Annotated in this window: 14 protein-coding genes and 1 tRNA gene; 9 read left to right on the forward strand and 6 right to left on the reverse strand. The window is 65.2% G+C overall.

Annotated elements, in window-relative coordinates:
• Positions 1-38 precede the first annotated feature (38 nt).
• The 5 genes from hppD (at position 39) to ACYVG8_RS01835 (ending at position 4,069) form a co-directional block, all read left to right on the forward strand.
• Positions 39-1,097, forward strand: coding sequence for a 4-hydroxyphenylpyruvate dioxygenase (gene hppD, locus ACYVG8_RS01815; protein ID WP_036384636.1), 1,059 nt, complete (start codon positions 39-41; stop codon positions 1,095-1,097).
• A complete protein-coding gene (locus tag ACYVG8_RS01820) occupies positions 1,094-2,215 on the forward strand; it encodes a homogentisate 1,2-dioxygenase (RefSeq protein WP_107889327.1) in 1,122 nt (373 codons plus the stop codon). Before hppD ends, ACYVG8_RS01820 begins: the two co-directional genes overlap by 4 nt.
• A gap of 29 nt (positions 2,216-2,244) precedes the next feature.
• Positions 2,245-3,219: a fumarylacetoacetate hydrolase family protein gene (locus ACYVG8_RS01825; RefSeq protein WP_112692180.1), complete on the forward strand. Its 975-nt coding sequence runs from the start codon at positions 2,245-2,247 to the stop codon at positions 3,217-3,219.
• A complete protein-coding gene (gene maiA / locus ACYVG8_RS01830) occupies positions 3,213-3,845 on the forward strand; it encodes a maleylacetoacetate isomerase (RefSeq protein ID WP_107889325.1) in 633 nt (210 codons plus the stop codon). Before ACYVG8_RS01825 ends, maiA begins: the two co-directional genes overlap by 7 nt.
• Before the next feature lie 148 nt (positions 3,846-3,993).
• Positions 3,994-4,069: transfer RNA gene (locus ACYVG8_RS01835), tRNA-Phe, on the forward strand.
• Between the two features lie 90 nt (positions 4,070-4,159).
• Here the strand turns inward: ACYVG8_RS01835 and efeB are convergent.
• The 5 genes from efeB to ACYVG8_RS01860 form a co-directional block, all read right to left on the reverse strand.
• Positions 4,160-5,428 carry an iron uptake transporter deferrochelatase/peroxidase subunit gene (gene efeB, locus ACYVG8_RS01840; RefSeq protein ID WP_460744941.1) on the reverse strand — a complete coding sequence of 423 codons (1,269 nt, stop codon included), beginning with the start codon at positions 5,426-5,428 and terminating at the stop codon, positions 4,160-4,162.
• Between the two features lie 55 nt (positions 5,429-5,483).
• Complete coding sequence (gene efeO / locus ACYVG8_RS01845; protein ID WP_460744942.1) at positions 5,484-6,650, reverse strand: iron uptake system protein EfeO; 1,167 nt, start codon at positions 6,648-6,650, stop codon at positions 5,484-5,486.
• A 75-nt stretch (positions 6,651-6,725) separates the two neighbouring features.
• Positions 6,726-7,604, reverse strand: a complete 879-nt coding sequence (gene efeO / locus ACYVG8_RS01850; protein ID WP_460744943.1) for an iron uptake system protein EfeO — start codon at positions 7,602-7,604, stop codon at positions 6,726-6,728.
• Positions 7,605-7,639: 35 nt separating this feature from the next.
• Complete coding sequence (gene efeU, locus ACYVG8_RS01855; protein ID WP_107889320.1) at positions 7,640-8,473, reverse strand: iron uptake transporter permease EfeU; 834 nt, start codon at positions 8,471-8,473, stop codon at positions 7,640-7,642.
• 114 nt (positions 8,474-8,587) lie between these two features.
• Positions 8,588-9,058: a HigA family addiction module antitoxin gene (locus ACYVG8_RS01860; RefSeq protein ID WP_373280381.1), complete on the reverse strand. Its 471-nt coding sequence runs from the start codon at positions 9,056-9,058 to the stop codon at positions 8,588-8,590.
• 223 nt (positions 9,059-9,281) lie between these two features.
• Here ACYVG8_RS01860 and cycA point away from each other — a divergent pair, with 223 nt between their 5' ends.
• Complete coding sequence (gene cycA, locus ACYVG8_RS01865) at positions 9,282-10,709, forward strand: D-serine/D-alanine/glycine transporter (RefSeq protein WP_028500082.1); 1,428 nt, start codon at positions 9,282-9,284, stop codon at positions 10,707-10,709.
• Between the two features lie 64 nt (positions 10,710-10,773).
• Here cycA and ACYVG8_RS01870 read toward each other — a convergent pair whose 3' ends face one another.
• Complete coding sequence (locus tag ACYVG8_RS01870; RefSeq protein ID WP_028500083.1) at positions 10,774-11,478, reverse strand: SDR family oxidoreductase; 705 nt, start codon at positions 11,476-11,478, stop codon at positions 10,774-10,776.
• Between the two features lie 98 nt (positions 11,479-11,576).
• On the opposite strand from ACYVG8_RS01870, the gene ACYVG8_RS01875 reads away from it, so the two are divergent.
• The 3 genes from ACYVG8_RS01875 to ACYVG8_RS01885 all read left to right on the forward strand — a co-directional run bounded on the left by ACYVG8_RS01875 (position 11,577) and on the right by ACYVG8_RS01885 (position 14,029).
• Positions 11,577-12,494: a LysR substrate-binding domain-containing protein gene (locus tag ACYVG8_RS01875; RefSeq protein ID WP_036386601.1), complete on the forward strand. Its 918-nt coding sequence runs from the start codon at positions 11,577-11,579 to the stop codon at positions 12,492-12,494.
• Between the two features lie 110 nt (positions 12,495-12,604).
• On the forward strand, positions 12,605-13,294 hold the full coding sequence (locus ACYVG8_RS01880; protein ID WP_036386603.1) for an SIMPL domain-containing protein: 690 nt from the start codon (positions 12,605-12,607) through the stop codon (positions 13,292-13,294).
• A 123-nt stretch (positions 13,295-13,417) separates the two neighbouring features.
• Positions 13,418-14,029, forward strand: a complete 612-nt coding sequence (locus ACYVG8_RS01885; RefSeq protein ID WP_112692183.1) for a glutathione S-transferase family protein — start codon at positions 13,418-13,420, stop codon at positions 14,027-14,029.
• Positions 14,030-14,135: the final 106 nt, after the last annotated feature.

Below are 14,135 nucleotides of genomic sequence, written 5' to 3' on the forward strand. Positions count from 1 at the left end.
CGCCATCCAGAGCGGGAACACACGAGGAGACAATACGCATGGCAGACCCCCTCAATCCGATGGGAACCGACGGTTTCGAGTTCATCGAATTCGTCGCCCCCGAGCCCGCGGCGCTGGAAGCGCTGTTCACCCAACTGGGCTTCGTCCGTACCGGCCTGCACCGCACCAAGCGCGTCGCGCTGTGGCAGCAGGGTGATATCCATTTCATCGTCAATGCCGAACCGGCCAGTTTCGGCGCCGACTTCGCCCGCCTGCACGGCCCGTCGGTGTGCGCCTTTGCCTTCCGGGTCGGCAATGCCGCCGATGCCTACCGGCGCGCGCTCGAGCTCGGCGCCGAGGGCGTTCCGCACCGCGCCGGGCCGATGGAACTGAACCTGCCGGCGATCAGGGGCATCGGCGGCGCCTGCCTGTACCTGGTCGAGCGCTTCGGCGAGCATTCGCTGTACGACGTCGATTTCCGGCTGACCCCGGCCGATACCCGGGGGTGCGGCCTGACCGGCATCGATCACCTGACCCACAACGTCGAACGCGGCCATATGGACGACTGGGCCGGTTTCTACCAGCGGCTGTTCAATTTCCGCGAGATCCGCTATTTCGACATCGAGGGCAAACTGACCGGGCTCAGGAGCCGGGCGATGACCAGCCCGTGCGGCAAGATCCGCATCCCGATCAACGAATCGGCCGATGACCGCTCGCAGATCGAGGAGTACCTGCGCGCCTACCATGGCGAAGGGGTCCAGCACATCGCGCTCGGCTGCGACGACATCTATGCAACAGTCGAGGCACTGCGTGCGCGCGGCGTGCGTTTTCTCGACACGCCGGACAGCTACTACGACGGCGTCGATGCCCGCCTGCCCGGCCATGGCGAAGACCTGGCGCGTCTGCGCAGCGATCGCATCCTGATCGACGGCAGCCCCGGCGGCGGGCGGTTGCTGCAGATTTTCACCGATACCGTCATCGGGCCGATTTTCTTCGAGATCATCCAGCGCAAGGGTGACGAGGGCTTCGGCGAAGGCAATTTCCGCGCGCTGTTCGAGGCCATCGAGCGCGACCAGGTCGCACGGGGTGTGCTGTCCGACACGGGGGCGCCGCAATGAGCACCTCACCGATCTACTGGCCGCTGGCACAGGGCCGCCACTCGCCGCAGGCGCATGCCGACCTGCCGGCAGGCAGCTACGAACGCGAGATGGGCCGTGACGGCTTTGCCGGTCCGGCCTGTCACTTCCATCACGCCCACCCGCCGACCGGCTGGTCAGCGATCGACGGCGAGCTGCGGCCGCGCGCATTCGATTTCAACCTGCTGTCCGCCAGTGATACCTGCCCGTGGAGCGCGCCGCTGCTGCTCGGCAACCGGCAACTGGCCATCCGCCAATGGCGCGCAGGGCAACCGACACCGCTGGTACGCGACGCCGATGGCGACCTGCTGCTGTTCGTCCATGCCGGTGCCGGCACGCTGTTCTGCGACTGGGGCCGGCTCGACTACCGCGACGGCGACTACCTGCTGCTGCCGCGTGGTGCGCTGTGGCGGCTGGAACCGGCGACACCGGGGCCGATGCTGCTGATCGAGGCCATCGACGGTCGCTACGATCTGCCGGACAGGGGCCTGCTTGGCCGCCACGCCCTGTTCGACGCCGCCTGCCTGCGCACGCCGGTCATCGACGATGCCTTTCTGGCCCAGCAGGGCGATACGCCGACTGCGGTCCGGGTCAAGCGTTTCGACCGCGTCAGCACGCTGCGCTACCCGTTCAATCCGCTGGACAGCATCGGCTGGCACGGCGACCTGTGTGCGTTCGCGCTCAACTGGCGCGACATCCGCCCGGTCATGAGCCATCGCTACCACCTGCCGCCGACCGTGCACGCGACCTTCTTCGCGCCGGGCTTCATGATCAGCACTTTTGTACCCCGCCCGCTGGAATCCGACCCTGGCGCATTGAAACTGCCGTTTTTCCACAGCAATGACGACTACGATGAATTTATCTTCTATCACGCCGGCGAGTTCATGAGCCGCGACCACATCTACCCGGGCATGGCCACGCTGCATCCGACCGGCCTGCCCCACGGCCCGCATCCGAAAGCCTTCGCCACGGCGGCGGCCGGCGCGCGGGCCTTTACCGACGAGGTCGCGGTGATGGTGGACAGTCGCAAACCCCTATTGGTTGCGCCGTTGCCGGACGGCGTGGAATGGACGGCTTACGCGGACTCCTGGAAAGGCTGAGCGCCAGACCGGGACACGACAGGGACACCATGAAACTTGCGTCAATCAAACACGGCCGCGATGGCCGCCTGGTGGTAGTCAGCCGCGATCTGGGCCGCTGCGTGGCCGTGCCCGGCATCGCGCCGACGCTGCAGGCCGCACTCGACCAGTGGGAACAGGTCGCCCCGCGGCTGGCTGAAATCGCCGCCGCACTCGACAACGGCGAATTGTCCGGCAGCCTGCCATTCGTCGCCGCCGACTGCGCAGCCCCGCTGCCCCGCGCCTACCTGTTCGCTGATGGCAGCGCCTTTCTGTCCCACGTCGAACTGGTACGGCGGGCCCGGGGTGCGGACATGCCGGCCGAGCTGTACCAGACGCCGCTGATGTATCAGGGCGACAGTGGCGGCTGGCTGGCACCGACCGCGCCGATCCCGTGGCGCGATGCAGCCTGGGGCCTGGATTTCGAGGGCGAAGTTGCCGCGATTACCGGCGACCTGCCGGCCGGCTGCGACGAACTGACTGCGGCCACCGGCATCCGGCTGCTGATGCTGGTCAACGACGTCAGCCTGCGCGGGCTGATTCCCGCTGAGCTGGCGCGTGGCTTCGGCTTCTACCAGAGCAAGCCGGCGTCGAGCGCCAGCCCGGTTGCCGTCACCCCCGACGAGCTTGGTGACGCCTGGCACGACGGCCGCGTGCAGTTACCGCTGGAGGTGACACTGAACGGCAAACCGTTCGGCCACCCGCATGCCAGTGCCATGCATTTTTCCTTTCCGCAGCTTATTGCCCATGCGGCACGCACCCGCCCACTGGTTGCCGGCAGCATTATCGGCTCCGGCACGGTATCCAATGCCGACCCATCGGTCGGCGAAGCCTGCATTGCCGAACGGCGCATGCGCGAGCACCAGGCCGACGGCACTCCGCACACCCCCTGGCTGATGCCTGGCGACAAGGTCCGCTTCGACATGCGCGGCAGCGACGGCCAGTCGGTCTTTGGCGCCATCGAGCAGCAGGTGGCCGCATGCTGATTCTTTACGACTACTGGCGTTCCAGTGCGGCCTACCGGGTGCGGATTGCGCTGCACCTGAAAGGGCTCGAATTCGAGTCGCGGCCGGTGGACCTGCGCCACGGCCAGCAGCGCGATGCCGACTACCTGCGGCTGAATCCGGCCGGGCTGGTGCCACTGCTGGTCGACGGCGCCCTGCGCGTGTCGCAATCGCTGGCCATCTGCGCCTATCTGGACGAAGCCTGGCCGGATACCCCGCCGCTGCTGCCACCAAACCCGCGTGCGCGTGCCACCATCCGCTCGATGGCGCTGACCCTGGCCTGCGACACCCATCCACTGCAGAACCTGCGCGTGCTCCAGCAGCTGGAAGCGGACTTCGGCGCTGACGACATGCAGCGCGGCAACTGGGTCCGGCACTGGATCCACAGCGGTCTGGCCACGCTGGAGCGGCTGGCGACCGACAATGCCGGTGCCTGCTGCCATGGTGACACGGTGACGCTGGCCGATCTGTGCCTGGCCCCGCAGCTGTATACGGCACGCCGCTACGACCTGCCGCTGGACGACTTCCCGCGCCTGGTCGCCATCGACGCCCATCTGATGACCCTGCCGGCCTTTATCGCCGCCCAGCCAGTACAGCCGGGCCGCTGAACCGGCCAGCCCGGCGATTTGCAAAAAGCCGGAAATCCGGCCGCCATTTCGGCCGGCGGCACTTTTTTGCAGAAAGCGCTTGACCACCACCCCGGTTTACGGTTTAATTCGCGTCCTCAACGCAGCGCACAGCGCAGCAACGAGAGATGGCCAGGTAGCTCAGTTGGTAGAGCAGCGGATTGAAAATCCGCGTGTCGACGGTTCGATTCCGCCCCTGGCCACCAGAATTCAAAAGGCTTGCAGCAATGCAGGCCTTTTTTGCGTCTGATGTACGCCTGGCTGGCGGATGGCAGATGCCATCCGCTTATTTCCGCCTATCTGTGCAGCAAGCCCTCCCCCACCCACGCTTCCCCCCTCACCCCCGGCAACACAAAGAAATACCCGCCGCCAAACGGCTTGATGTATTCCTCCAGCGGCTCGCGGTCCAGGCGCTTTTGCGTATCGATAAAGCCGGTCTGCAGATTGGCCTGAAAGCTGACAAACACCAGCCCCATGTCCAGCTGCCCGGAACGGGTCAGCCCGGCCGAATAGCTGTAGCTGCGGCGCAGCAGCCTGGCATCGTGGCGACCGTGCCGGCGCGGTTCGGCTCGACGCATGTGCGAGTCGAGCGGCACGCCCTTGCCATCGGGGTCGGCGGCGAAGCCCGGGTCGTCAAACTCTGCCTTGCGGCCCAGCGGCGCACCGGAGGCCTTGTCGCGGCCAAAGTCGGTCTGCTGCTCGCCCAGCGGCGTGCGGTCCCACTGCTCCAGCAGAAAGCGGATCAGACGCACCGCCATATAACTGCCGCCGGCAGCCCAGTCCGGCTCCTGGTCCTTGCTGCCGACCCAGACCATGTCGTCCATCAGCTTGTCATCGCCCGTCGACGGATTGCCGGTCCCGTCCTTGAAGCCGAACAGGTTGATCGGCGTACTGCCGCTGCGCACGGCCGATGCCGGCAGGAAACCGTCCATCTTCCAGCGCGGCGCCAGTTTGTCCGGCATGTGCTTGATGATGTCGCGCACGGCATGAATGACCGTCTCTCGCGAATGGGCGCAGCACTGCAGCAGCAGGTCGCCATCACACCAGCCGGCGTCGAGTGCGTCGTTCGGAAAGGCTTCCATATGGACCAGATGCCGCGGCTTGCGCGCCTCGAGGCCGAAGCGCGCGTCGAACAGTGTCGCGCCGACCGCCACCGTGATGGTCAGCCCGTCCGGCACGATCTCGGCGCCCATCACGCCGGAGTCCATGGGCGGCAGCCGGGCGTCGCCCACCGGCGCCGGGCCGCCACGGGTCAGGAAGCGGATGCGTTCAGTCAGTTGCCGGAACAGCGCGGCCAGTTGTTCGCGGTTGCGCGCCAGCACGTCGAAGGCGATGAAAATCGCTTCCTGCGGGGCTGCGGTCACGATGCCGGCCTGGTGAACACCGTCGAATGGCACTTGCTCACGGGCCGGGTCAGCAGCCGGCCGGCGGAACCAGCTGGTGGCGCCGGCAGCGCCCAGCACCGCGCCGCCGCCGAAAGCGCTCATGCCCAGCAGCCATTTGCGACGCGACGGGCAGGCGGGGGCCGCTGCCCCGGACACAGGAATATCTGTTTTTTCAGTCATGATGGTATTCCGTCCCCTGCCGACGAATCCCTTGCCGGCAGGGCATGAGGAGGGGTCAGTCGAGGCCGAGCACGCCACGCAGGCGGGACAGGTCTTCCGCCAGGGTATTGATCGGGCCCTTCATTGCCGTGCGGTCGGCATCAGTCACCTTGCCGTAGTCGACAAAACCGTCGCCGTCCGCTGCGCGGTATTTGCCCAGCAACGTGTCGACATCCTTGAAGTTGCCATCGATGCGGGCCAGCAGCGCGGCATCAGCCTTCTGCAGCAGCGGTCGCAGCAGATCGACGATCTTGCGTGCGCCTTCGACATTGGCGTGGAAGTCCCACAGGTCGGTATGGCTGTAGCGATCTTCCTCGCCACTGATCTTGGTCGCCGCCACCTCTTCGATCAGACCGGCCGCGCCGCCGACCATCTTCGCCGGCGGAATGCTCAGCGACCTGATCCGCGCCTGCAGTTCCACCGTGTCCGCCACCAGCTTGTCGGCCAGCTTGTCCAGCCCCCTGGTGCTGTTGTCGGCAAACAGGGCTTTCTCCAGCCGGTGGAAGCCGGTGAAGTTCGGGTCGCTGGCCTTGTCCTTGAAGTCGTCTTCGCGCACGTCGATGGCGGTGTCCAGATCGGAGAACAGTTCCGCGATCGGTTCGATCCGCTCGTAGTGGCGACGGGTCGGCGCGTACAGCGCCCGGGCTTCCTCCAGCTTGCCGGCCTTGATCGCGTCGGCGAAGTGCCGTGTCTGCTTGACCAGTGCATCCACTTCCGCACTCACGTACAGCTTGTAGTCGGCAATCGGCCCGACCAGATCGTTGGCCGACGGTTTGCCGGACACGGCCTGCCCGGCGGCAGCGGTCACGATCAGTTTGCCGCGCGGATTGCTGAGCAGACCGCAGGTCATGTCATAACTGCCCGGTTCCAGCGTGGCGGTCAGTTTCTGGGTAAAGCCCGGCGCGATGTTCTCGCGCTCTTCCACCACATACACGCCCTTGAGGATCTCCCACTCCACCGCGCGGGCGCTGGTGTTCTTGATCATGAAACGGGTCTTGCCGGCGGTCACGTTCAGCGTCATCGGCTCGCACGCCTTGTCGGTGACAGTCACATTGACCACGGGAATGTCAGCCTTGCCAGCAGCAGCGGGCGTGGCTGCCGGCTCCTTGCAGGCGGACAGGCTGACAGCAGCCAGCACGGCCGCCCCCAGCCATACCGGAGAGCGGAAAGAAAAGAGGATCATGGAAAACGGGTCCTGAGAGACAGAACGTCAGCCCCCGGCGGAAGCTGACGCTGGCAATGGCAAAAAAGAGGAAGGTCAGTCGAGACCGAGCACACCGCGCAGGCGGGACAGGTCTTCCGCCAGGGTATTGATCGGGCCCTTCATTGCCGTGCGGTCGGCATCGGTCACCTTGCCGTAGTCGACAAAACCGTCGCCGTCCGCTGCGCGGTATTTGCCCAGCAGCGTGTCGACATCCTTGAAGTTGCCGTCGATGCGAGCCAGCAGCGCGGCATCAGCCTTCTGCAGCAGCGGTCGCAGCAGATCGACGATCTTGCGTGCGCCTTCGACATTGGCGTGGAAGTCCCACAGGTCGGTATGGCTGTAGCGATCTTCCTCGCCACTGATCTTGGTCGCCGCCACTTCTTCGATCAGACCGGCCGCACCGCCGACCATCTTCGCCGGCGGAATGCTCAGCGACTTGATCCGCGTCTGCAGTTCCACCGTGTCCGCCACCAGCTTGTCGGCCAGCTTGTCCAGCCCCCTGGTGCTGTTGTCGGCAAACAGGGCTTTCTCCAGCCGGTGGAAGCCGGTGAAGTTCGGGTCGCTGGCCTTGTCCTTGAAGTCGTCTTCGCGCACGTCGATGGCGGTGTCCAGATCGGAGAACAGTTCCGCAATCGGTTCGATCCGCTCGTAGTGGCGACGGGTCGGCGCGTACAGCGCCCGGGCTTCCTCCAGCTTGCCGGCCTTGATCGCGTCGGCAAAGCGCTGTGTCTGCTTGACCAGTTCATCCACTTCCGCACTCACGTACAGCTTGTAGTCGGCGACCGGGCCGACCAGTTGCTCGGCAAAGTCCGGTGCCGCCGGGGCAGCCGTACTGGCGGCAGGGCTTGCCGCTGGCGGTTCGGTTTTCTGGCAGGCGGTCAGCGCGGCCAGCATGCACAGGGCCGACAGTTTCATCAGGTGGCGATGCGCCATGGTTTCAGATCCTTTGTGGATAAACGGGAGAATGATCAATGGGTACGGTGGGCCAGCGCGGGCTGTCCCCGGCCAGCCAGGAACAGGTACAGCGACGGCAGCAGGAACAGCAGCCAGGCCAGGGCTTCGCCAACGGTCGGCGTGTCGTTGTAGCCGAACAGGCCGGCGAGAATGACGCCGAACGGGCTGTCGGCCGGCAACGCCAGGCTCAGGTCGAACACGACGGTCTGCAGCTGATTCCAGACCCCGGCCTCATGCAGCGCCTTGACGGCGCCGGCGAGCAGGCCGGCCGCCACGAACAGGATGAATACACCGGTCCAGCGGAAGAAACGGCGCAGATCCAGGCGAATACCGCCCTGATAGATGCCGATTCCCAGCGCCACGGCGACGGCCAGCCCCAGCATCGCGCCCAGCGGTGCTGCCAGACCAACCTCCTGTTGCTGGAATGCCGCCAGCAGGAAGAACACCGACTCCAGCCCTTCGCGGGCGACGGCAAAGAACACCATGCCGACCAGCGCATAGGCCTGGCCATTGCCCTTGTTCAGCGCGGCATCGATCGAATCGTGCAGATGGGCCTTGATCGAGCGGGCCGCCTGCTTCATCCAGAACACCATCGAGGTCAGGATGCCGACGGCAACCAGGGCGACCACCGCCTCGAACAGCTCCTGCTGCTTCTGCGGAAACTCGCTCTGGGTGGCTTCGATCAGAAAGCCGAGCGCCAGACTCAGCACGCAGGCGAGAACCACGCCGGCCCAGACCGCAGGCATCTGCTTGCGCTGGCCGGACTGCCTCAGGTAACTGGCGATGATGCCGACGATCAGCGCCGCCTCCATTCCCTCGCGCAGCATGATGAGAAACGGCACCAGCATGTTCTGTCCCCTCGCCCGGCGGCCCGACCGCCCGAAAATGTGAAAATGCACAATTTGCGTAATGCAAATCATTATCTATTGCAGACAAGGATATCCAATTACTGGATAAAAGTGTCAGCGTCGTGGACACTTTTTTCTGCCATGCCGGTGAGGCATGACGAAAGAGGCGGGATTATGCGTCGAGGAAGGCGCGCCGGGCCTGCGACACGATGCCGCAGACCCGGCGGAGGGGCGGGTCGACGGCAGGGGAGTCGACGGGTGCAGACTGGTGCGCTGCGCGGCCTCCCACAGGTCGCGCTGCACTTGCAGCCGCAGCCAGAAACCGGAAGAAGTGCCCTGTGCCTCGGCCAGGCGCAGGTCCATGTCGGCAGCCAGCGCCGCATGCCCGTGCAGGATGCGGGACAGCATCACCCGGCTGATGCCGATGTGTGCGGCAAAAGCGCTCTGGCTCATCCCGAGGTCTACAAGCCAGCCGGACAGGATCCCGCCCGGGCTGCAAAAGGGGAAACCACGCCCCGCCCGCAATTGAGAATGAATCCCGAAAACCGCCCGGCATGACGAAGAACTAGCACACGAATGCTGCACTTATATAAAAATGCAGTTCAGAATCACTGAAATTTGCTCTTTTTTGCTTCCGGCATGCCAGCGCGCAGGTATGCTGCAGTCGGTGACGGTCTTGTAAGCATTAGAGACTGTGTTTGCACGCGCCGACACTCGTATCGGCATGCGGCTCACCCGGTCGTCGTCCCGACAGAGACGACCGCGACACATCCAGAAAATGATTCGCTTTCTATCCAGGGGTAATCAGATGCAGAAGTACGATGCGGTCTATCCGATCGACCGCCCTGACGTTGCGATTGAAGAGAAACTGAAAAGAAACCTGAGTAACCGGCACATTCAGTTGATTGCAATCGGCGGCGCGATCGGAACCGGGCTGTTCATGGGATCGGGCAAGACCATCAGCCTGGCCGGACCTTCCATCCTGTTCGTGTACATGATCATTGGCGTGATGCTGTTCTTCGTGATGAGGGCCATGGGCGAATTGCTCCTGTCCAATCTGAACTACCGCTCATTCATTGATTTCTCGGCGGACCTGCTCGGTCCGTGGGCCGGCTTCTTCACCGGCTGGACTTACTGGTTCTGCTGGGTCGTCACCGGCGTGGCCGACGTGATCGCCATCTCCGCCTACATGCAGTTCTGGTTCCCGGAACTCGCGCCCTGGATTCCCTCCGTCCTGTGCGTACTCTTGCTGCTCGGACTCAACCTGCTGACGGTCAAGCTGTTCGGTGAAATCGAGTTCTGGTTCGCACTGATCAAGATCATCGCCATTGTCGCCCTGGTCGGCACCGGCCTGTTCATGATCGTCACCGGCTTCACCTCCCCGTCCGGTTCGGTCGCCTCGCTGCACCACCTGTGGGACGACGGCGGCATGTTCCCGATGGGCATCAGCGGTTTCTTCGCCGGCTTCCAGATCGCCGTGTTCGCCTTTGTCGGCATCGAGCTGGTCGGTACCACCGCCGCCGAGACCAAGGACCCGGAAAAGAACCTGCCGCGAGCCATCAACTCGATCCCGGTCCGCATCATCATCTTCTATGTGTTCTCGCTGATCGCCATCATGTCGGTCACGCCGTGGCGCTCGGTGGTGGCCAACAAGAGCCCGTTCGTCGAGCTGTTCATGCTGGCCGGCATTCCGGCCGCCGCTGCCCTGATCAACTTCGTCGTACTGTCCTCGGCCTCGTCGTCGGCCAACAGCGGCGTGTTCTCCACCAGCCGCATGCTGTTCGGTCTGGCGCGCGGCAAGCTGGCACCGAAAGCCTTCGGCCAGCTGTCGTCCAGCGCGGTGCCGGCCAACGGCCTGCTGTTCTCGTGCCTGTGTCTGCTGGTCGGCGCCCTGCTGGTCTATGTGGTGCCTGACCTGATCGAAGCGTTCACGCTGATCACTACCGTCTCGGCGGTACTGTTCATGTTCGTCTGGTCGATGATTCTGGCCTCGTACATCGTCTACCGGAAAAAGCGCCCGGCGCTGCACGAGAAGTCGCTGTACAAGATGCCCGGCGGCGTCATCATGTGCTACGTGTGCCTGGCGTTCTTCGCCTTCGTGCTGGTGCTGCTGAGCCTGGAAGCCGACACCCGGATGGCGCTGATGGCCACCCCGCTGTGGTTCGTCTGGCTGGCGCTCGGCTACTTCGGCGTGTTCCGCAAGGAAATCGCCGAACGCCGTCCCGGCATGCACTAAGCCCGCACCCGGATGACAATCCCCGGCGCCATTGCTGGCGCCGGGGATTTTTGCTGCCCGTCGTCTAGACCGAGCGGGTCAGTCCGCCGTCGATGCGCAGGTTCTGCCCGGTCAGATAGGCAGCCTCGTCGGACACCAGCAGCGAGATCAGCGCCGCCACCTCCTCGACCCGCCCGCCGCGTCCCATCGGAATGCGCCCGAGCACGGCCTCGGGGACCGGCAGGCTGTCGATATAGCCGGGCAGCACATTGTTGATGCGGATATTGTCGGCCGCGTAGCGGTCGGCAACCAGCTTGGTCCACGACGCCAGGCCCGCGCGGAACACGCTCGATACCGGAAACGCCGGATCCGGCTCAAAGGCGGCAAAGCTGGAGATATTGACGATGGCCCCGCTGCGCTGGCGCTGCATGACCGGCACCACCAGCCGCGCGGCGCGCACCACATTGAGCAGATAGACGTCCAGTCCGCGATGCCAGTCGTCGTCGCCGAGCGCCAGCACCGCGCCGCGCGGACCATGGCCGGCACTGTTGACCAGCGCATCGATCCGCCCCCAGCGCGCCAGCGTCAGATCCACCAGCCGCTGCAGGTCTTCATTCGACTGGTTCGATCCGGTCACGCCAATCCCGCCCAGTTCGGCAGCCAGCGCCTCGCCCTTGCCCGACGACGACAGGATGGCCAGCCGGAAGCCCTCGCCCGCCAGCCGCCGTGCCGCCGCCGCTCCCATGCCGCTGCCACCTGCCGTGATGATTGCTACTTTCTGTTCCGCCATGATGTTTTCCTTTCGCTGCACAAACCCTAATATGGCGGGCGCCATGCCATGGCGACAAACCAGAATTCAAACACCCTGACAGTAGAAAAACTGCAGCCATGAAAAAATGGGGTCCCCGCGCCGGCCACCTGCCGACACTGAATCACCTGCTCGCCTTCGAGACCGCCGCGCGGCTGGGCAGCTTCCGTGCCGCCGCCGATGCGCTGCACGTCACCCAGGGCGCGGTCGCCCAGCAGGTGCGGGCACTGGAAGCCGAGCTCGGCCGCCCGCTGTTCCACCGCCTGCCGCGCGGTCTCGCGTTGACCGACTGCGGCGACGAGTACGCGAGCCGGACCCGCTTCGCGCTGGAAATCCTCGAAGCCGCCACACGCGAATTCACCGCCGGCCCCGACCGGCACCCGCCCGGACAGGTTCTGGTCAGCACCACGCCGTCGATCGCCAGCCGCTGGCTGATCCCGCGCCTGGAGCGCATTTCGGCCGCCGTGCCGGCCGGCAGCGTGGTCATCGACGCCTCGGACCAGCTGCGGCCGCTGCACGGCGACGGCCGGGTCGATATCGCCATCCGCTGGGGCACACCGCCCTTTGCCGAGGGCACGGCCCGCTTCCTGCTGCCCGGCCGGGCCATTCTGGTTTGCGCACCGGCACTGGCCGGCCATGCCGACTGGCAAAACGCAGACGATCTGGCCGGCATCCCGCTGATCTCCGACACGCACCGGCACTGGTCGCGCTGGTTCGCCCGCCACGGCCGGGCCGACATGCCCGTCACCGGCCCGAGCTTTTCCCAGACCCTGCACGCCATCGAGGCAGCCGAACGCGGCCTCGGCGTCGCCATCGTGCCGGCACCACTGGTCGACAGCGCGCTGCGCGATGGCCGGCTGGTGCGGGTACTGGGCGAGCAGTACGCACTGGACAGCGACGCCGGCTTCTATCTGCTGACCGCCGATCCGCCCGGCAGCGGCGTCATGGCGGTTGCAGACCGGCTGCTGGCCGAAGCCGCAGCGCCCTCGCAGGCATGATGCGCACGTTCACATCCGGAAACATCTTTTACCGGTCATGAGCTACGCTGTAGTGAATACAGCGGTATATCATCAAAATCTGATCAAACAACAACGCCAGAGGACAATTCATGCGACGCTTGCTGCCCGTCTTGCTGCTTTCCGCCTTCACCGTACCGGCCCTGGCCGCAGAACCGGCCAGGGGGCCGCTCGTCAGCCTGACCACCAGTGCCCAGCGCCTGGTGGCCAACGATGTCGCCCAGGCCACCCTGTATGTCGAAACCTCGGGCAGCGATGCCGGCAAGGTCGCCGCCCACCTCGACCAGGTGACCGACGCCGCACTGAAAACCGCCAAGCGTCACGACAAGGTCAAGGTCGAGAGCGGCAACCGCAACAGCTGGCCGCTCTATGACAAGAACAACAAGCAGACCGGCTGGCGCGGCCGTGCCGAGTTGCGGCTGGAAAGCCGCGACGTCGCGGCGCTGTCGAAGCTGATTTCGGCCCTGTCGCCGGAACTGCAGTTCGCCGGTCTGAGCTTCTCGGTCTCGCCGCAAGCCCGCGACAGCGCCGAAAATGCCCTGATTCCGGAAGCGCTGACCGCCTTCAAGGCCAGGGCCGAGATTGCCGCCCGGGCACTGGGCTATCGCAACTACCGCGTGGTCGAAGTCAGCCTGAACAGTGGCGGCGGCTTCCGCCCGGTCGCCTATCGCGCCAAGGCGATGTCGGCCGCCGTCATGGCGGATGCGGCCGGCCCGGAGATGGCCAGCGGCGAAAGCGAGCTGACCGTCAGCGCCCAGGGCCAGATCGAATTGCTGCCGTAAAACGCGGCCCGGACAGGCGCGCCGACGCGCGGCAGACCACGCGAAGTCGCGCCTGAGCGGTTCTGGCTCTACAATGGCCTCAACGTTTTATTGCCAGTACCTTTATATCCTTCGACGAGAACCATGAAACTCTTTGCTTCGCTGACCAGCCCCTATGCCCGCAAGGTGCGTATTGCCCTGCTGGAAAAACGCATTGACTGCCAACTGGAAGTCATCAATCCGTGGGACGACAGTGTGGCGCTGAAGGGAATCAATCCGTTGGGGAAGGTGCCCACGCTGCTGCTGGACGACGGCACCGTGCTGTACGACTCGCGCGTCATCGTCGAGTATCTGGACGCCCTGTCGCCGGTCAGCAAGCTGCTGCCGGGCGACACGCGCGGGCTGATGCAGGTCAAGCGCTGGCAGGCGCTGGCCGACGGCATCCTCGATGCCGGCACGGCGGTGTTTCACGAACGCAAGCGCCCCGCCACCGAGCAGAGCGACAGTGCGGCACGCCGCCAGTACGGCAAGATCGAAGCCGGCCTCGAGGCCCTGTCGCTCGAACTGGCTGACCGGCCCTGGTGTTACGGCAACGGGATGACGCTGGCGGACATCTCCGTCGGCGCCTGTCTCGGCTGGCTCAGCCTGCGCCTGCCGGAACTGGAATGGCGCACGCGCTACCCGAATCTGGAATTGCTGTTCGACAAGCTGGAGACCCGGCAGAGCTTTATCGATACCGTGCCGCCGGTCGTCTGACCCCTTTCCGACCGCACGGCCGGACCCAGGCCCACCGCGTTACCGCCGGTGGGCTTTTTTGCGCGCCGTCGCTGCAAGTCCATTGTCGTACTTTGTTGTCGCATGA

This window comes from Microvirgula curvata, from assembly GCF_054781615.1.